The 14,648-nt window shown below is 72.7% G+C and carries 17 protein-coding genes; 12 read left to right on the top strand and 5 right to left on the bottom strand.

What is annotated here, in order from left to right; all coding sequences use genetic code 11:
• Position 1: 1 nt before the first annotated feature.
• Complete coding sequence (locus tag ACGIF2_RS09395) at positions 2-373, bottom strand: DsrE family protein (RefSeq protein ID WP_396045875.1); 372 nt, start codon at positions 371-373, stop codon at positions 2-4.
• Positions 374-565: 192 nt separating this feature from the next.
• Here ACGIF2_RS09395 and ACGIF2_RS09390 point away from each other — a divergent pair, with 192 nt between their 5' ends.
• The 7 genes from ACGIF2_RS09390 to ACGIF2_RS09360 are packed head-to-tail and all read left to right on the top strand — an operon-like array spanning position 566 to position 5,951.
• A complete protein-coding gene (locus ACGIF2_RS09390; RefSeq protein WP_396045873.1) occupies positions 566-1,150 on the top strand; it encodes an FABP family protein in 585 nt (194 codons plus the stop codon).
• A 5-nt stretch (positions 1,151-1,155) separates the two neighbouring features.
• Positions 1,156-2,343: a YgfZ/GcvT domain-containing protein gene (locus ACGIF2_RS09385; RefSeq protein ID WP_396045871.1), complete on the top strand. Its 1,188-nt coding sequence runs from the start codon at positions 1,156-1,158 to the stop codon at positions 2,341-2,343.
• Complete coding sequence (locus tag ACGIF2_RS09380; protein ID WP_396045869.1) at positions 2,340-3,476, top strand: aromatic acid exporter family protein; 1,137 nt, start codon at positions 2,340-2,342, stop codon at positions 3,474-3,476. Before ACGIF2_RS09385 ends, ACGIF2_RS09380 begins: the two co-directional genes overlap by 4 nt.
• 34 nt (positions 3,477-3,510) lie before the next feature.
• On the top strand, positions 3,511-3,843 hold the full coding sequence (locus tag ACGIF2_RS09375) for a DUF2516 family protein (RefSeq protein ID WP_396045867.1): 333 nt from the start codon (positions 3,511-3,513) through the stop codon (positions 3,841-3,843).
• Positions 3,837-4,931: an asparaginase gene (locus ACGIF2_RS09370; protein ID WP_396046446.1), complete on the top strand. Its 1,095-nt coding sequence runs from the start codon at positions 3,837-3,839 to the stop codon at positions 4,929-4,931. The genes ACGIF2_RS09375 and ACGIF2_RS09370 overlap by 7 nt, the downstream gene beginning before the upstream one ends.
• Positions 4,928-5,368, top strand: a complete 441-nt coding sequence (dtd, locus tag ACGIF2_RS09365) for a D-aminoacyl-tRNA deacylase (RefSeq protein ID WP_396045865.1) — start codon at positions 4,928-4,930, stop codon at positions 5,366-5,368. The genes ACGIF2_RS09370 and dtd overlap by 4 nt, the downstream gene beginning before the upstream one ends.
• A 46-nt stretch (positions 5,369-5,414) precedes the next feature.
• Positions 5,415-5,951: an O-acetyl-ADP-ribose deacetylase gene (locus tag ACGIF2_RS09360; protein ID WP_396045863.1), complete on the top strand. Its 537-nt coding sequence runs from the start codon at positions 5,415-5,417 to the stop codon at positions 5,949-5,951.
• A gap of 44 nt (positions 5,952-5,995) precedes the next feature.
• On the opposite strand, the gene ACGIF2_RS09355 is transcribed toward ACGIF2_RS09360, so the two are convergent.
• The 3 genes from ACGIF2_RS09355 to ACGIF2_RS09345 all read right to left on the bottom strand — a co-directional run bounded on the left by ACGIF2_RS09355 (position 5,996) and on the right by ACGIF2_RS09345 (position 8,363).
• Positions 5,996-6,574, bottom strand: coding sequence for an alpha/beta family hydrolase (locus ACGIF2_RS09355; RefSeq protein WP_396045861.1), 579 nt, complete (start codon positions 6,572-6,574; stop codon positions 5,996-5,998).
• A gap of 43 nt (positions 6,575-6,617) precedes the next feature.
• A complete protein-coding gene (locus ACGIF2_RS09350; protein ID WP_396045859.1) occupies positions 6,618-7,478 on the bottom strand; it encodes an aldo/keto reductase in 861 nt (286 codons plus the stop codon).
• A gap of 228 nt (positions 7,479-7,706) precedes the next feature.
• Positions 7,707-8,363 (bottom strand): hypothetical protein, encoded by a 657-nt coding sequence (locus tag ACGIF2_RS09345; RefSeq protein ID WP_396045857.1) that lies wholly within the window; start codon positions 8,361-8,363, stop codon positions 7,707-7,709.
• A 229-nt stretch (positions 8,364-8,592) separates the two neighbouring features.
• On the opposite strand from ACGIF2_RS09345, the gene ACGIF2_RS09340 reads away from it, so the two are divergent.
• Together ACGIF2_RS09340 and ACGIF2_RS09335 are read left to right on the top strand one after the other, a co-directional pair.
• Positions 8,593-9,417: a TIR domain-containing protein gene (locus ACGIF2_RS09340; protein WP_396045855.1), complete on the top strand. Its 825-nt coding sequence runs from the start codon at positions 8,593-8,595 to the stop codon at positions 9,415-9,417.
• Between the two features lie 149 nt (positions 9,418-9,566).
• Complete coding sequence (locus ACGIF2_RS09335) at positions 9,567-10,028, top strand: acyl-CoA thioesterase (RefSeq protein WP_396045853.1); 462 nt, start codon at positions 9,567-9,569, stop codon at positions 10,026-10,028.
• A 22-nt stretch (positions 10,029-10,050) separates the two neighbouring features.
• Here the strand turns inward: ACGIF2_RS09335 and ACGIF2_RS09330 are convergent, their stop codons facing one another.
• Positions 10,051-10,755: an NUDIX domain-containing protein gene (locus tag ACGIF2_RS09330; RefSeq protein WP_396045851.1), complete on the bottom strand. Its 705-nt coding sequence runs from the start codon at positions 10,753-10,755 to the stop codon at positions 10,051-10,053.
• Between the two features lie 126 nt (positions 10,756-10,881).
• On the opposite strand from ACGIF2_RS09330, the gene ACGIF2_RS09325 reads away from it, so the two are divergent.
• The 3 genes from ACGIF2_RS09325 (at position 10,882) to speB (ACGIF2_RS09315) (ending at position 14,629) form a co-directional block, all read left to right on the top strand.
• The gene (locus tag ACGIF2_RS09325; RefSeq protein ID WP_396045849.1) at positions 10,882-11,931 is read left to right on the top strand and encodes a LacI family DNA-binding transcriptional regulator; all 1,050 of its coding nucleotides are present in this window, start codon (positions 10,882-10,884) and stop codon (positions 11,929-11,931) included.
• A gap of 136 nt (positions 11,932-12,067) precedes the next feature.
• Complete coding sequence (gene speB, locus ACGIF2_RS09320; protein WP_396045847.1) at positions 12,068-13,336, top strand: agmatinase; 1,269 nt, start codon at positions 12,068-12,070, stop codon at positions 13,334-13,336.
• A gap of 81 nt (positions 13,337-13,417) precedes the next feature.
• Positions 13,418-14,629 (top strand): agmatinase, encoded by a 1,212-nt coding sequence (speB, locus tag ACGIF2_RS09315; protein WP_396045845.1) that lies wholly within the window; start codon positions 13,418-13,420, stop codon positions 14,627-14,629.
• Positions 14,630-14,648 lie beyond the last annotated feature (19 nt).

Raw genomic sequence — 14,648 nt, 5'->3', positions numbered from 1 at the left:
GTCAGTAGACGAGGGCCTGCACGTCGGGGGCCAGGACCTCCTCGACGAAGACCGGCGCGCCCGCGATGCGCACGCCGGGCAGCAGGTCGTCGGGCCCGATGTCGCGGCGGGCCGCGCACTGGGTGCAGATCGTCACCCGGCCGCCTTCGAGCACCGCGGCCAGCAGATCGGCCAGCGGGGCCGCGTGCGCGAGCTCGAACGCGTCGGCACGGCCCGGCAGCGCGAACCACGACGCCTCGCCCGTGAGCCACAGGCTGACCTCGGCGCCGGCCGCGACGGCGGTCGCGGCGACGGTCAGGGCCTGGTTCGCGGTCTCGGGCCGGTCCGTGCCCGAGGTGCACTTGACGACCAGGACACGACGAGGGGCGCTCATCGGGCCAGCGTAGGCGCGTGACGTCGATAGGATCGTGCGCATGGAAGCGCTCGAAGCAGTTTTCATCGGCCTGCTCGTGGCCGCGACCCTCACCATCGGGTGGTTCGCGTGCTTCGTGGTGTACCGCCTGTACAAGGGTCAGCGCTGACGTCGCGCTGACGGCCGACGCCGACCGACCGACTGGAGGCAGTCATGCCGTTCACCCTGCCCGAAGGACTCGCACCCGAGGTCTACCCGCTCGCCTGGCTCGTGGGGCGCTGGCACGGCGAAGGTGTCGTCGGCTACCCCGGGATCGAGGAGTCCGCGTTCACGCAGGACGTCGTCTTCGACCACGACGGTGGCCCGTACCTCTCCTACACCTCGACCATCCGCCTGGTCGTCGCCCCTGACGACGCGGCGGCGCTCACGGCGCAGGACGCCGCCGACGATGCATCGCCGCAGGAGCTCGGCCCCGTGTGGTCCACCGAGTCCGGCTTCTGGCGTGTCCCGCCCGAGCGTCCCGCCGAGCTGACCGACGAGCAGTTCCCCGTCGAGGTGCTGCTCGCGGACCCGTCGGGCCACGTGTCGCTGTACCTCGGGGCGGTCGGCAACGGGCGCATCGACCTCGCGAGCGACGTCGTGGTCCGCACCTCGACGGGCGCCGACGTGACGGCAGGCACGCGGCTGTACGGGCTCGTGCAGGGTGAGCTCATGTGGGCGAACGACCTCGCGGCGTTCGGCCAGCCGATGCAGACGTACGCCTCGGCGCGGCTCGCCCGGGTCACGGACGAGGAGTGAGCCCGATGGCCGACCCCACGGCCGAGACGTCGACCGCACCCGTCGCCCCGCGGCACCGCAGCCCGCTGCTCGCGCGGCGCGGCGCGGTCGAGGGGTCAGGGCCGGACGCCGGTGTCGCCTGGCACTACGGAGACCCGACGGCCGAGCAGCGCGCGCTGACCCGTGGCGGCGGCGTGGCGGACCAGTCGCACCTCGGCGTGGTGCGCGTGAGCGGGCCCGACCGGCTGAGCTGGCTCCACTCGATCACGTCGCAGCACCTCACCGACCTCGCCCCGCGCACCTCGACCGAGCTGCTCGTGCTCAGCCCGCAGGGGCACGTGGAGCACGCCGCGGGCGTGGTCGACGACGGCACCTCGACGTGGCTGATCACCGAGGCCGCGCACGCCCCGACGCTCACGGCGTGGCTCGACCGCATGCGGTTCATGCTGCGCGTCGAGGTCGCGGACGTCACCGACGAGTGGGCCGCGATCGGGGAGCCGGTCGACGCCGAGGGCGCCGAGGACGAGCCCGTCACGTGGCGCGACCCGTGGCCCCGCACGGCGGCCGGCGGCACCCGCTACGGCCCCGACGACGCGGACCACCCCGGCGCCGAGCGTGCCTGGCGTCTCGTGCTCGTGCCGCGCGACGAGCTCGAGGCGCAGGTCGCGGCCCGCGAGCAGGCCGGCTGGCCGCTCGTGGGCACGTGGGCCACCGAGGCCGCGCGGGTCGAGGCCTGGCGCCCGCGGCTCGCCCGCGAGGTCGACCACCGCTCGATCCCGCACGAGCTCGACTGGCTGCGCACCGCTGTGCACCTCGAGAAGGGCTGCTACCGCGGCCAGGAGACCGTCGCGCGCGTGCACAACCTCGGTCGTCCGCCGCGCCGGCTCGTGATGCTGCACCTCGACGGCTCCGGGCACGTGCTGCCCGAGCCGGGCGCGGAGGTGCGCGAGATCGGCGCGCTGCGCAGTAGCGGCGAACCCGGGCGGCCCGTGGGGCACGTGACGAGCGTCGCCCGGCACCACGAGCTGGGGCCCGTGGCCCTCGCCGTGGTCAAGCGCTCGGTCCCGACGGACGTCGACCTCGTGGTCGAGAGCGAGGGCGGGCTGGTCGCGGCCGGCCAGGAGGTCGTGGTGGCGGGCGAGGGCGTGTCGGTGGACCGCCCGGCGGCACGCGGTCCCGTGGCTCGCGGCCTGGGGCACCACCCGAGCCTGTGAACAGCTCCACCGCGGACCCAGCGGTCCCTCTCGGCGCGCGGGTCGCGGCGGCACGCACCGTGGTCGCGGGCCGCGCGGTCGAGGGTGCGCGGCGCGTCCGGTTCTCGTGGTTCGCGATCCTGCAGGCGGCGTTCGCCGCCGCGCTCGCGTTCGCGATCTCGCAGTCGGTGCTGGGCCACCCGTACCCGATCTTCGCGCCGATCAGCGCCTGGATCGCGCTCGGCTTCAGCGAGGACCGGCAGCTGCGCCGCATCCTCGAGATCTCGGGGGGCGTCGCGGTCGGCATCGGGCTCGCCGAGCTGCTGGTGCACGGCATCGGCTCGGGGGCGTGGCAGGTCGGCGTGGTGCTGGTCGCCGCGGCGCTGATCGGGCGGTTCCTCGACCGTGGCCAGCTCGTGGCCCGGCTCGCGGGATCGCAGGCCATCGTCATCGTGGGTCTGCCGGCGACGGCCGCCGGGGGCGGCGGGTTCGGGCGCCTGGCCGACGCGGTCGTGGGTGGTCTGGCCGCGTTCGTCGTCGTCGCGGTCACCCCATCGGACCCGCGGCGCTGGTCACGGCGCCACGCCCGCACCGCGATGGTCGACCTCGCTGCGGTGCTGCGGCTCGTCGCCCGCGGCCTGCGGGACCGCGTCGCCCAGGACCTCGAGGACGCGCTGCTCACCGGCCGCTCGTCGCAGTCGGCCCTCGACGACTGGAAGAGCTCGGCCACCGACGCGCGCAAGAACGCCCGCGTCACCCCGCTGGCCCGGCGCTACCGACCCGACCTCGAACAGCTCGAGCACGCGGCCGTCATGGCCGACCGGGCGATGCGCAACGCCCGTGTGCTGGCCCGGCGCGCGCTCACAGCGATCCAGACGGACGACACCACGGCCCTGGTCGAGCTGGCCGGGGCGATCGACGGCGTCGCCGACGGGGTCGACGACCTGGGCACGGCGCTGAGCGCGGGCTCGTCGGTCGACCGGGCCCGCACGCAGCTCGCGGCCGCAGGTGAACGGCTCGACCCGTACCGGCTCGCCCACCACGACATCCGGCTGCAGAGCCTCGTGCTGCTCGCGCGGTCGCTCGTGGTCGACCTGTTCCAGGCGACCGGGGCCAGCGACAGCGAGGCGCGGGACCACCTGCCACCCCTCTGACCGGGTTCCCGGCCGGGCATCGTAGGCTCGGCCCGTGATCTCCGGACTCCAGGTGTACATCTACCTGTTCTTCTACCTCGTCATCTTCGTGCTGTCCGTCTGGGCGCTCGTCGACCTGCTGCGCAGGCCCAAGGCCGCGTTCACCGCGACCGGCAAGCTGACCAAGGCGAAGTGGGGGGTGATCCTGGCGGTCGCCGTCGCCGCCGCGTTCGTGGCGATCCCGTACCCCCTGGGCCTCGGGCTGCTGTCGTTCCTCGCGCTGGGCAGCGCTGTCGCGTCGATCGTGTACCTCGTGGACGTCAAGCCGGCGGTCGAGCCGTACTCGCGGCGCCGCGGCCCCGGCGGACCTCGGCAGGGCGGCTGGTGAGCGCCGAGGTGACGACCCTGGGTGCGACCACCGACCGGCACGCGACCGCTGCGGCTGTGCTCGCGCAGGTGCGGCGCGGTGAGCTGGTCGAGTCCGAGCACGTGGGCCACCTCGTGGTCCTCGCCCCCGACGGGAGCGTGCGGCTCGCGCTCGGCGACCCCGAGCACGTGATCTACGCCCGCTCGTCGCTCAAGCCGTTGCAGGCCGTGGCGATGCTGCGCAGCGGGCTCGACATCGACGGCGAGCGTCTGGCGCTGGCAGCCGCGAGCCACAACGGCGAGCCCGAGCACCTCACGACCGTGCGCGCGACCCTGGGCGGCGCGGGCCTCGGTGAGGACGCGCTGCAGAACACCCCGACGCTGCCGCTCGACGACGCCGCCGCGCTGGCCTGGCAGGTCGCGGGCCACGGCCCCGCGTCGGTCGCGCAGAACTGCTCGGGCAAGCACGCGGCCATGGTCGCGACGTGTGTCGCCGCGGGCTGGGACACAGCGACCTACCTCGACCCCGAGCACCCGCTGCAGCGGGCCGTGCGCGCGACGATCGCCGAGCTCACGGGCGTGCCGGCTGAGCACGCGACGGTCGACGGCTGCGGTGCGCCGCTGTTCTCGACGACCGTCACGGGTCTCGCCCGGGCGTTCTCGACGATCGCCCGGGCCCCGTCGGCGGCTCCCGGCAGCCCCGAGGCGCGGGTCGCGACCGCGATGAGCACCCACCCCTGGCATGTGGCCGGCACGGGTCGTGACGCGACGGCGTTCATGCGGGCCGTGCCCGGGCTCGTCGCGAAGGACGGCGCCGAGGGCGTGTACGCGGCCGGGCTGGCGGACGGCGGCGCGATCGCGTTCAAGATCCTCGACGGGGGCGCCCGCCCGCGCCCCACGGTGCTGCGGGCCGCGCTGCGCGTCGCCGGGGCCGACCGTGCGCCCGGCACCGACGTCGCGGCGCTGAGCCGCGCGGGCCTGGTGACCGTGCTGGGCCACGGCGTGCCCGTGGGTGCGGTGCTCGCCGCGTTCGGCAACGACGTCACCGACCCCGCTGACCCCGCCGAACTGGTCGAGCCGGTCGACGCCGAGGCGCAGGGCCTGGCGTGAGGGCTGTCGTCCAGCGCGTCACCCGCGCGAGCGTGTCGGTCGACGGCGAGGTCGTCGGGCACATCGACCGGCCCGGGCTGGTGGCGCTCGTCGGGGTGACCCCGGGCGACGGTGCGGCGCAGGTCGAGCTCGTGGCCCGCAAGATCGCCGAGCTGCGCATCCTGCGCGGCGAGCTCAGCGCGGTCGACGCGGGCGCTCCCGTGCTGGTGGTCAGCCAGTTCACGCTCTACGGCGACACCCGCAAGGGCCGCCGCCCGACGTGGAACGCCGCCGCCCCCGGCCCGGTCGCCGAACCGCTCGTCGACGACGTGGTCGAGGCCCTGCGGGCGCGCGGGCTCGAGGTCGCCACGGGTCGCTTCGGCGCCGACATGCAGGTCGAGCTCGTCAACGACGGGCCCGTGACGATCCTGCTCGAGTCGGAGCCCCCGGCGCGCTGAGCCTGGCCGCGCGGCGCGAGCGGCCCCGGCGCGTGAGGATGGTGAGGTGCGCATCGAGGCCGAGCAGGGCGACATCACGACGCAGGACACCGACGTGGTGGTCAACGCCGCGAACTCCTCGCTGCTGGGCGGGGGAGGGGTCGACGGCGCGATCCACGCGGCGGCCGGTCCGGTGCTGCTCGCCGAGTGCCGCGAGGTGCGGCGCACCGCATGGCCCACCGGGCTGCCGGTCGGCGAGGCGGTGGCCACGGGTGCGGGCCGGCTGCCCGCCCTGTGGGTGGTGCACACCGTGGGGCCCGACGCCCGTGCCGGCCAGCGCGACCGGGGGCTGCTCGCGTCGTGCTTCACCCGCTCGCTCGACGTCAGCTCGGACCTCGGGGCCCGCAGCGTCGCGTTCCCGGCGGTCAGCGCAGGGGTGTTCGGCTGGTCGGCCGCCGACGTCGCGGACGTCGCCGTGCAGGCCGTGCGCGGCTGGGCCGGCGACCACCGGGACTCCCCGGTCGAGCTCGTGCGGTTCGTGCTCTTCAGCCCGGGCGTGCTCGCCGAGTTCGACCGGGCGCTGGGGGCGGACACCCAGGCCTGAGCCAGCCGATCGGATGCGGGCAGCCGGTCCCGTCGCTCGGGAGCTCAGGGCCTTCGGGCGGGTGTGCCGAGCGTGGTGAGCCACTGCGCGACGGCAGCCGCGACCGCGTCGTCGTCCCTCGGGGCGTGACCGCCCGGCACCAGCACCGTGGTGACCGGGCCGCCGATCGACGCCAGGTGCGTGGCGAGCTCGTCGGGCGTGCCGAACGGGTCACGCTCTCCCGAGACGGCCAGCACCGGCACGTGCACGTCGGGCAGGTGCTCGATGCGCAACCGGTCGGGGCGGCCCGGCGGGTGCAGCGGGTACGAGAGCAGCAGGAGGCCCGCCGCGGGCTGGCCCTGCGCGACGGCGATCGAGGACATGCGGCCCCCGAACGAGCGTCCGCCCAGCACGATCAGCGCGGGGTCGACGCCCAGGTCGTCGGCGAACCGGTCGGCCTCGGCGCGCACGTGCGCCACCGCGACGTCGGGCCGCTCGGGGCCACGCCTGCCCGCCGCGCGGCCCGGGAAGTCGACCCGGCGGACCGGCAGCGGCGCGAGCGCCTCCTCGAGCACGACGAGGGTGCGGTGGTCGCGGTCGGCGCCGGCCCCGGGGGTCAGCAGCAGACCCGCGACGGTGCTCACTGTGACCTGCTCCGCGACGTGCGGCCGGGCGTGCTTCGGCGGCTCACTCGGCGTTCAGCTCGGTGACCTCGTCGGGCGCGAGGTGCAGGTCCGAGGCCTTGACCGAGTCCACGATCGACCCGGGACGCGACGCCCCAGGGATCGGGATGACCACGGGTGACTGCGCGAGCTCCCACGCGAGCGCGACCTGCTGCGGGCTCACCCCGTGCCGGACGGCCGAGCGGGCCAGCGCACCGCGCGTGTCACCCAGCGTCGACGCGCGCGAGCTGCCACCCAACGGGCTGTACGCCAGGAACGCCAGCCCCATCTCCGTGCACACCCGGATCTCCTGCGCCGAGCTGCGGAAGTACGGCGAGAACTGGTTCTGCACCGACACGAGCCGTCCACCCAGCACCTGCTGCGCCTCACGGATCTGCGCGGGGTTCGCGTTCGACACCCCCGCCATGCGGATCGTGCCCTCGTCGAGCAGCTCGGCCAGCACGCCCACCGACTCGCCCCACGGCACCGTCGGGTCCGGCCGGTGGAACTGGTACAGCCCGATCTGCTCGACGCCGAGCCTGCGCAGCGACCCCTCGACCGCCGCGCGCAGGTGCTCCCGCGAACCGTCGACCGTCCACGACCCGTCGCCCGGGCGCACATGCCCGCCCTTCGTCGCGACCAGCACGTGCGACGTGTCCCCGCCCCAGCTCGCCAGCGCCTCGGCCACCAGCGACTCGTTGTGCCCGACCTCGTCCGCCCGGACGTGGTACGAGTCAGCGGTGTCGATCAGCGTGACCCCCGCGTCGAGCGCCGCGTGCACGGTCGCGATCGCCTGGGCGCGGTCCGGGCGCCCCTCGATCGACATCGGCATGCCGCCCAGGCCGATCTCGCCGACCTCGACGTCACCGATCCTGCGCTGTTTCATCGGGTGTCCCTTCGACGCCATGGGTTGCTCGGACATCACTGTTGCACCCTGGGGCGCACTGCGCCCGTGCCGTGACACGTCGGGGGTCGGCCTCGCGACGGATCGCAGTCGCCTGAGTGAGCGCGGTATCGCTCTCCGCCGTACGAGCCCGTGCACACCGTCCGCGGAGCATCCCTTTGTGTTCGGGTGCGGCTGTTGAGCGGAAAGAACGAAGGCTGGGCCGATGGCTTATAGATGGGATGAGTTTATTTCGCCCGCGGCCAAGAAGGTCGCATTGAAGGCGGCCCGTAACTCTGCCAGTTCGTTGTCCCCAGGCTGGAGCGGCCACTCGTTGCCCTCGGCCACGATGAGCACATCGCCAGCGCTGGCTCCGAACTTCTGGTCGTAGATCTGCGGGGCGAGGAGTGGGAGAAGGCCCAGCCAGATCTCTACAGCCTCCCGACTGGCAAATCTCAGCGTGTCGAAGATCCTCTGGTACCGCGCCGCATCGATCAGCCGCAGGGGTGCGTTGCCGCTGGTGCGGGTGGTGCTGGGCTCCCACGCGCTCCCGTTGAACCTGTTGAGGTATGCCGCGTGGATCACGTCGTTGCGATCGTTCAGCGCCGACTTTACGGCAGAGCAGCAGGCCACGACGTCGCCCTCGTCGACGCGGGCCCACGGCGGCAAGCCGTTCTCCTGCTTCGCCTTCTTCTTGAAGCGATCTGCAGCCGCCGTCGCGCCCGCGCCTCGGCAGTCACCCAGTTCGAGCGCATCACAGATCTTGTAGATCTCGTCCTCTAGCTGCGTGCCGAGGATCGCGATCTCGCCTACGAGCGTGACCACGGTCGGGTCCAGATCGAGGAACATCTCATCATCGTCATCGGCCCTGCTCATCCATGTGGTCATATCCCTGGACGCTAGGCCAGAGCCACGCAGGTCACGAGCGACGCTCCGCCATCGATGGCTACGCCCGGTCCGCACGCAGCGTGCCCCGTGCCGCCCGTCTGCGATCAACCGTCGGCACGCCTGGCATGGCGACCGGTCGATGGGCGAAGCCTGGCGGCTTGCGAGTTCGCAGCAACAGGCGGGGTCGTACACGCCAGGCTGGCGGATGCGAGCGGCTAGCCTCCGATCCATGACGAGCAAGACGAAGCAGTTCTCGCGGGTCAGGTTCACGCCTGAGGTCATCACCAAGGCGTCCGAGGCATTCGCCGCTCTTGTTGCGGCCCGTGCACCTAGAGGAGTCGCCCCTGGCCAGGTTGAGTACCAGTGGATGCGTGTGACCAAGGGCGCAACATCGTGGAAGTTCGACTCGATGCATGAGTTCATGGCTGAGTTGCGTACACAACACAACTACGCGCACTGCGAGATCCGCTGGTCAGAGACCTGGGCGAGTGATCGCGCCCTGATAGTGACGCACCACGAAGAGTTTGCGACGGTGGAGGTCAGCTTCGACGACCGAGGTCCTGTCGAGCAGGTCATGGGCATCTTCGACGATGCCGCTCCGGCGCTGCGCCTCCCGGTACAGCCCATGCCGCCAGCGCCCAAGCCCGTCATCTTCATCGGACATGGCCGCAGCGATCTGTGGAAAGACCTGAAGAACCACCTTCAGGACAAGCAGCGCTACGACGTCGAGGCATACGAGACGGGGGCGCGCGGCGGCCACACGATCCGCGACATCCTTGAAGACATGCTGAAGGCGTCGTCGTTCGCGCTGATCCTGATGACCGCCGAGGATGAGCAGGCTGACGGAGCCCTTCGCGCACGGCAGAACGTCGTGCACGAGGCGGGGCTCTTTCAGGGGCGGCTGGGGTTCCCACGCGCAGTAGTTCTGCTCGAGGACGGGGTCGAGTCCTTCTCGAACATCGACGGCGTGCAATACATCCCGTTCTCGAAAGGGAACATCCGCGAGACGTTCGGTGATGTGGTTGCCACCATCAAGCGCGAGTTCCCGTCGTAAAACTCCCAGGGTCTCAGGTTGGGTAGCGACAGCTCCCGCCTCCCCACCGCACCTGCGTCGGTGCTGCGCTGCCCCGGCGTGCGGCACGCCACACCACAGAGGGCCGGTGCGCGCGCGGCTGCTCGCGGCACGCGTCCTACGGTTGCCTCATGGATCAGGACGCCCCACTCTGCACGCACCGCGGCCGCGTCGTCATGCCTGTGCGGTGGTCCGACGTGGACCTGTTCGGGCACGTCAACAACGCCGCGTACCTGCGCTACCTCGACGACGCGCGGTTCACGCTGTTCCCGTCGATGGGGGTCGACGAGCTGGGGGCGCTGACGGCGTCGCTGCTCGTCGTCGTGAAGCACGAGATCGACTACGTCGCGCCGCTGACGTTCCGGCCCGCGCCGTTCGCGGTCGAGGTGTGGGTGTCGCGCATCGGGCGCTCGTCGGTCGACTTCGCCTACGAGATCCTGGACGCCGCCGACCCGAGCACCGTGTACCTGCGGGCCCGGTCGCGCATGGTGCAGCTCGACCAGGCGACGCACACAGCCCGGGCGTTCACGCCCGAGGAGCGCGAGCTGTACGAGGCGTACCTGGAGGACGCGCCGGAGCTGCGCGGCTGGTAGGTCTGGCCCCCCGCGCACCCGCTCAGCGGGGTCGGAACGGCCCGTGCAGCGCGGCCCACTGCAGCAGCATGATCGTCTTCGCGTCGGCGATCTCCCCGGTGCGCGTCATCTCGAGCGCCTGCGCGAACGGCAGCTCGAGCACGTCGATCTCCTCGCCCTCGTCCGCGAGCCCGCCGCCGGCCGTGACCCGCTGGGCAGGGGTGTAGGGCGCGGCGTAGAAGTGCAACCGCTCGGTGACGGACCCGGGGCTCATGTAGACGTCGAAGACGTGCTCGATCTCGCCGACCTCGACACCCGTCTCCTCGGTGGCCTCGCGGCGGATGGCGGTCTCCGGGTCGTCCAGGTCGAGCAGCCCCGCGGCGGTCTCCACGAGCATCCCGTCGGGGTGTCCGTTGACGTACACCGGGTAGCGGAACTGGCGGGTGAGCAGGACGGTCGCCCGGTCGGGGTCGTACAGCAGGATCGTGGCGCCGTTGCCGCGGTCGTAGGTCTCGCGCAGCTGACGCGTCCACGTCCCGTCCACGCCGCGGTAGTCGAACGTGGTCATGCGCAGCACGTGCCAGCCGCTCGCGACGAGCTCGACGTCGACCACCCGCACGTCGGGGTTGCCCGTGAGGTCAAGGCCGGTGCGGTCGAGGTCGGTGCGGCCGCGGTGATCGGGCACGCGGGTGCCGGGCCGGGGGTCGTCGGTGGTCGCGGGTACGGACGGCGAGGGCGATGTGGTCATGGGCGGATCGTCGTCCGGGGGCTGCCGGACGTCAATGGTTGAGCCGTGAGCCTGCGGGTGTCGACGGGTCCGTTCTCTGTGCCGTAAGGCCCCCGCCCCCACGTGGGCGCCGGGTATGGTCGGCCCATGACTCCGAGGGGGCGTGGCGTCGCCGCCGTCACTCTCAAGGACGTGGCCGCCGCCGCCGGGGTGTCCGTCGCGACGGCGTCGCAGGCGCTCGCGGGGCGGGGCCGGATGACGGACGCCACCCGTGATCGGGTGCGGCGCACGGCGGATGACCTGGGCTACCTCGCGAACGCGCTGGCGCGGGGGCTGCGGACGGGGCGGACGCAGGCCCTGGGCGTGCACCACGAGCATGCCGCGGCGAGCCTGTCGACCGCGTACTTCCGCGACTTCCTCGCGGGGGCGATCGAGGCCGCCCACCGGCACGACCACGACCTGGTGGTCCTGTCCTCGGACACCGACCGCCCGCGCACGACGGCGCCGCGGGTCGACGGGGTGGTGGTCGTCGACCCGATCGCCGACGACCTGCGCGCCCGCGAGCTGATGGAGCTGCCGGTCCCGGTGGTGGCGGGGGAGCACGTGCCGTCGTCGATGCCGCCGTGCGCCGTGGTGGCCGCCGACCACGCGACGGCGGTGCGTGCCGTGCTGGACGCCGCCGCCGCGCGGGGTGTGCGTCGGCCGCTGCTGGTGGCTCCCGACGAGAACAGCGGTTGGGGCGAGGTGCTGCGCGACGTCGTCGGTGCCTGGTGCGTGGAACGGGGCGTCGCTCCGGTGCTCATGGCGACCCGGTTCGGGGAGCAGTCCGTCGATCGCCACCGCGAGCTGCTGACGCCCGTGCTGGCTGCGCACCCTGAGGTCGACCTGGTGCTGGGCGCGTCGCCTTACGCGGTGCAGGGCGCCATGGTGGTGCTGCGCGGCATGGGGCGCATGCCCGGCCGGGACGTGCTGGTGGCCTCGTGCGCCGACGCGCCGGGCCTGCTGACGGAGGATCCGCCTGTCACGGCCGTCGAGCTGCCGGCGCATGCGCTGGGCGTCGCGTGCGTGGAGCGGCTCGTGGCGATCCTCGACGACGCGGAGGGTCCGCACGCGGCCCTCGACACGGTGCAGACGGTCCCCGCACCGGTGCATCTGCGGGCGTCGACCGCGGCGACGCTCGTGTCGACAACCGTCTGACTAATCGTTTCACCAACGTTTCCGGCGCGAGGCCGGAACGTGACCGGGTCTCGCCTGACGGTCGCCTGAGTTAAACCCGCGTTTCGCCTGGCCGTGGGGCTGGTAAAACGATTAGGCACCCCCCTACGTTCCTGCCATGAGCACCGAGCACGCCGAGACCACGGACCCGTCCGCCGGGCACGACGGCCACGACGGCCACGACCACGAGGGCGACCAGCACGCGCACAACCACGACCTGTGGCCCGAGGGGTTCTGGGAGCAGCCGCGCCGGCTGGGCGAGGGGCTCGAAGGCCACGGGGCGGTCGACGACCACAACGAGAACCGCGCGCCGGGCCTCTTCCACGTCAACCGTCGGCACGGCGGGAGCCACTCGGGGATCCGGACGTTCGCGAAGCTCCCGATGGCCCTGACCCCGGAGGACCTCGTCGCGGCGCAGGTCGACATCGCGGTCCTGGGAGTGCCGTGGGACTCCACGGCCGGCGGACGCTCCGGCACCAACCACGGCCCGCTCGCGCTGCGCACGGTCCCGCACTTCGGCAGCTACGGCTTCCCGAGCCAGCACCTGGACGTCCGGGTCAACCCGTTCGACGTCTTGACGATGTGCGACTACGGGGACGCGCCGATCCACGTCGGGAACACGCCCGGCACGTTCGAGGCGGTCCGCAAGTTCGTCGGCACCGTGGTCAGCTCGGGCGCGATCCCGATGATCATGGGCGGCGACCACGCGATCACCTGGCCGTGCGCCACGGCGGTCGCCGACCACTACGGCCACGGCAAGGTCGGGATCGTCCACTTCGACGCGCACGCGGACGTCGGCGAGGACATGAACGGCGCGCTGGCCTCGCACGGGACGCCGATGCGCAAGCTCATCGAGTCGGGTGCCGTGCCGGGCAAGAACTTCGTCCAGGTGGGTCTGCGGGGCTACTGGCCGGACCGCGAGACGCTCGACTGGATGGACGAGCACCAGATGCGGACCCACTTCATGGCGGAGATCGACCGCGACGGGTTCGACAAGGTGCTCGAGCGCGCGGTCGACGAGGCGCTCGACCAGGCCGACCACCTGTACATCTCGCTGGACATCGACGTGTGCGACCCGGCGTTCGCCCCTGGCACCGGGACGCCCGTGGCGGGTGGCATCACGTCGATCGACATCCTGCGGGCTGTGCGCCGGCTCTCCGCCGAGGTCGGCATCGTCGCCATGGACGTGGTCGAGGTCGCCCCGCCGTACGACAACAACGGCGAGATCACCGTGCTGCTCGCCAACCGGGCGATCGGCGAGGCGATGACCGGCACCGCGATGCGCCGCATGGGCCTGACCGGCGCCGACTACCTGCACCCGCACGCGCTCAACCTCGACGCCGACGGCAACCGCCGCACCCAGGTCTTCCGCGCCCCGGAGCACTGACCCGCGGCGCCAGCCGACCCGCCCGCCCGACCCCGCCCGACCCCGCCGGACTTCCCGGCCCGCACGAACGCGAGGACCCGCATGTCCCACGACCACGACCACGACCACGGCCAGGACCACCACCACGACAAGTGGCCGGACGGCTTCTGGGAGCAGCCGCGCCGCCTGGGCGAGGGGCTCGAGGGCCACGGCGCCACCGACGACTACAACGAGGGCCGCGCGCCCGGGCTGCTGTTCGCGAACCGGAAGGCCGAAGGCGGCTTCTCGGGCATCCAGACGTTCGCCAAGCTGCCCGTCGCCCTGACGCCGGAGGACCTGCGCGCCGCGAACGTCGACGTGGCCGTCCTCGGTGTGCCGTGGGACTCGACAGCGACGGGGCGCAGCGGCACGAACCACGGCCCGCTCGCCATCCGGTCCTGCGACTACAAGGGCGGGTACGGGCGGCCCCACTTCTCGCTCGACACGCACGTCGACGCGTTCGCCGAGCTGACCATGGCCGACTACGGCGACGCCCCGATCTCGGTCGGCAACACGGCGCGGACGTTCGAGGACATCCGCAAGTTCATCGGGACGGTCGTCGACGCCGGCGCGATCCCGATCATCCTCGGCGGCGACCACGCCATCACGTGGCCGGCCGCGACGGCCGTCGCCGACCACTACGGCTACGGCAAGGTCGGCATCGTCCACTTCGACGCGCACGCCGACACCGGGGCGGACATGCCGGGCTCGCTCGCCTCGCACGGCACCCCGATGCGCCACCTGATCAACTCCGGCGCTGTGCCGGGCAAGAACTTCGTCCAGGTGGGGCTCCGCGGCTACTGGCCCGAGCAGGAGACGCTCGACTGGATGGACGACCAGAAGATGCGCACGCACTTCATGGCCGAGATCATCCGCGACGGGTTCGACAAGGTGCTCGAGCGCGCGGTCGACGAGGCGCTCGACCAGGCCGACCACCTGTACATCTCCCTCGACATCGACGTGTGCGACCCGGCCTACGCGCCGGGGACGGGCACGCCCGAGCCCGGCGGCATCACGTCGAACGACATCCTGCGGGCCGTGCGTCGGCTCGCGGCCGAGGTGGGCATCGTCGCGATGGACGTCGTCGAGGTGTCCCCGCCCTACGACGACCGCGGCGAGATCACCGCGCTGCTGGCGAACCGCGCGGTCCGTGAGGCCATGACCGGGATCGCGATGCACCGCAAGGGCATCACCGAGCCGGACTTCCTGCACCCCTACGCGGTCGGGCTCGACGCCGACGGCAACCGCCGCAACAAGGTGTTCCGCCGCGCCTGATCGAAGACAGCCCCCGCAC

It is taken from the genome of Cellulomonas sp. P22 (genome assembly GCF_044392165.1).
This window is presented reverse-complemented; position numbering and strand designations above follow the sequence as displayed.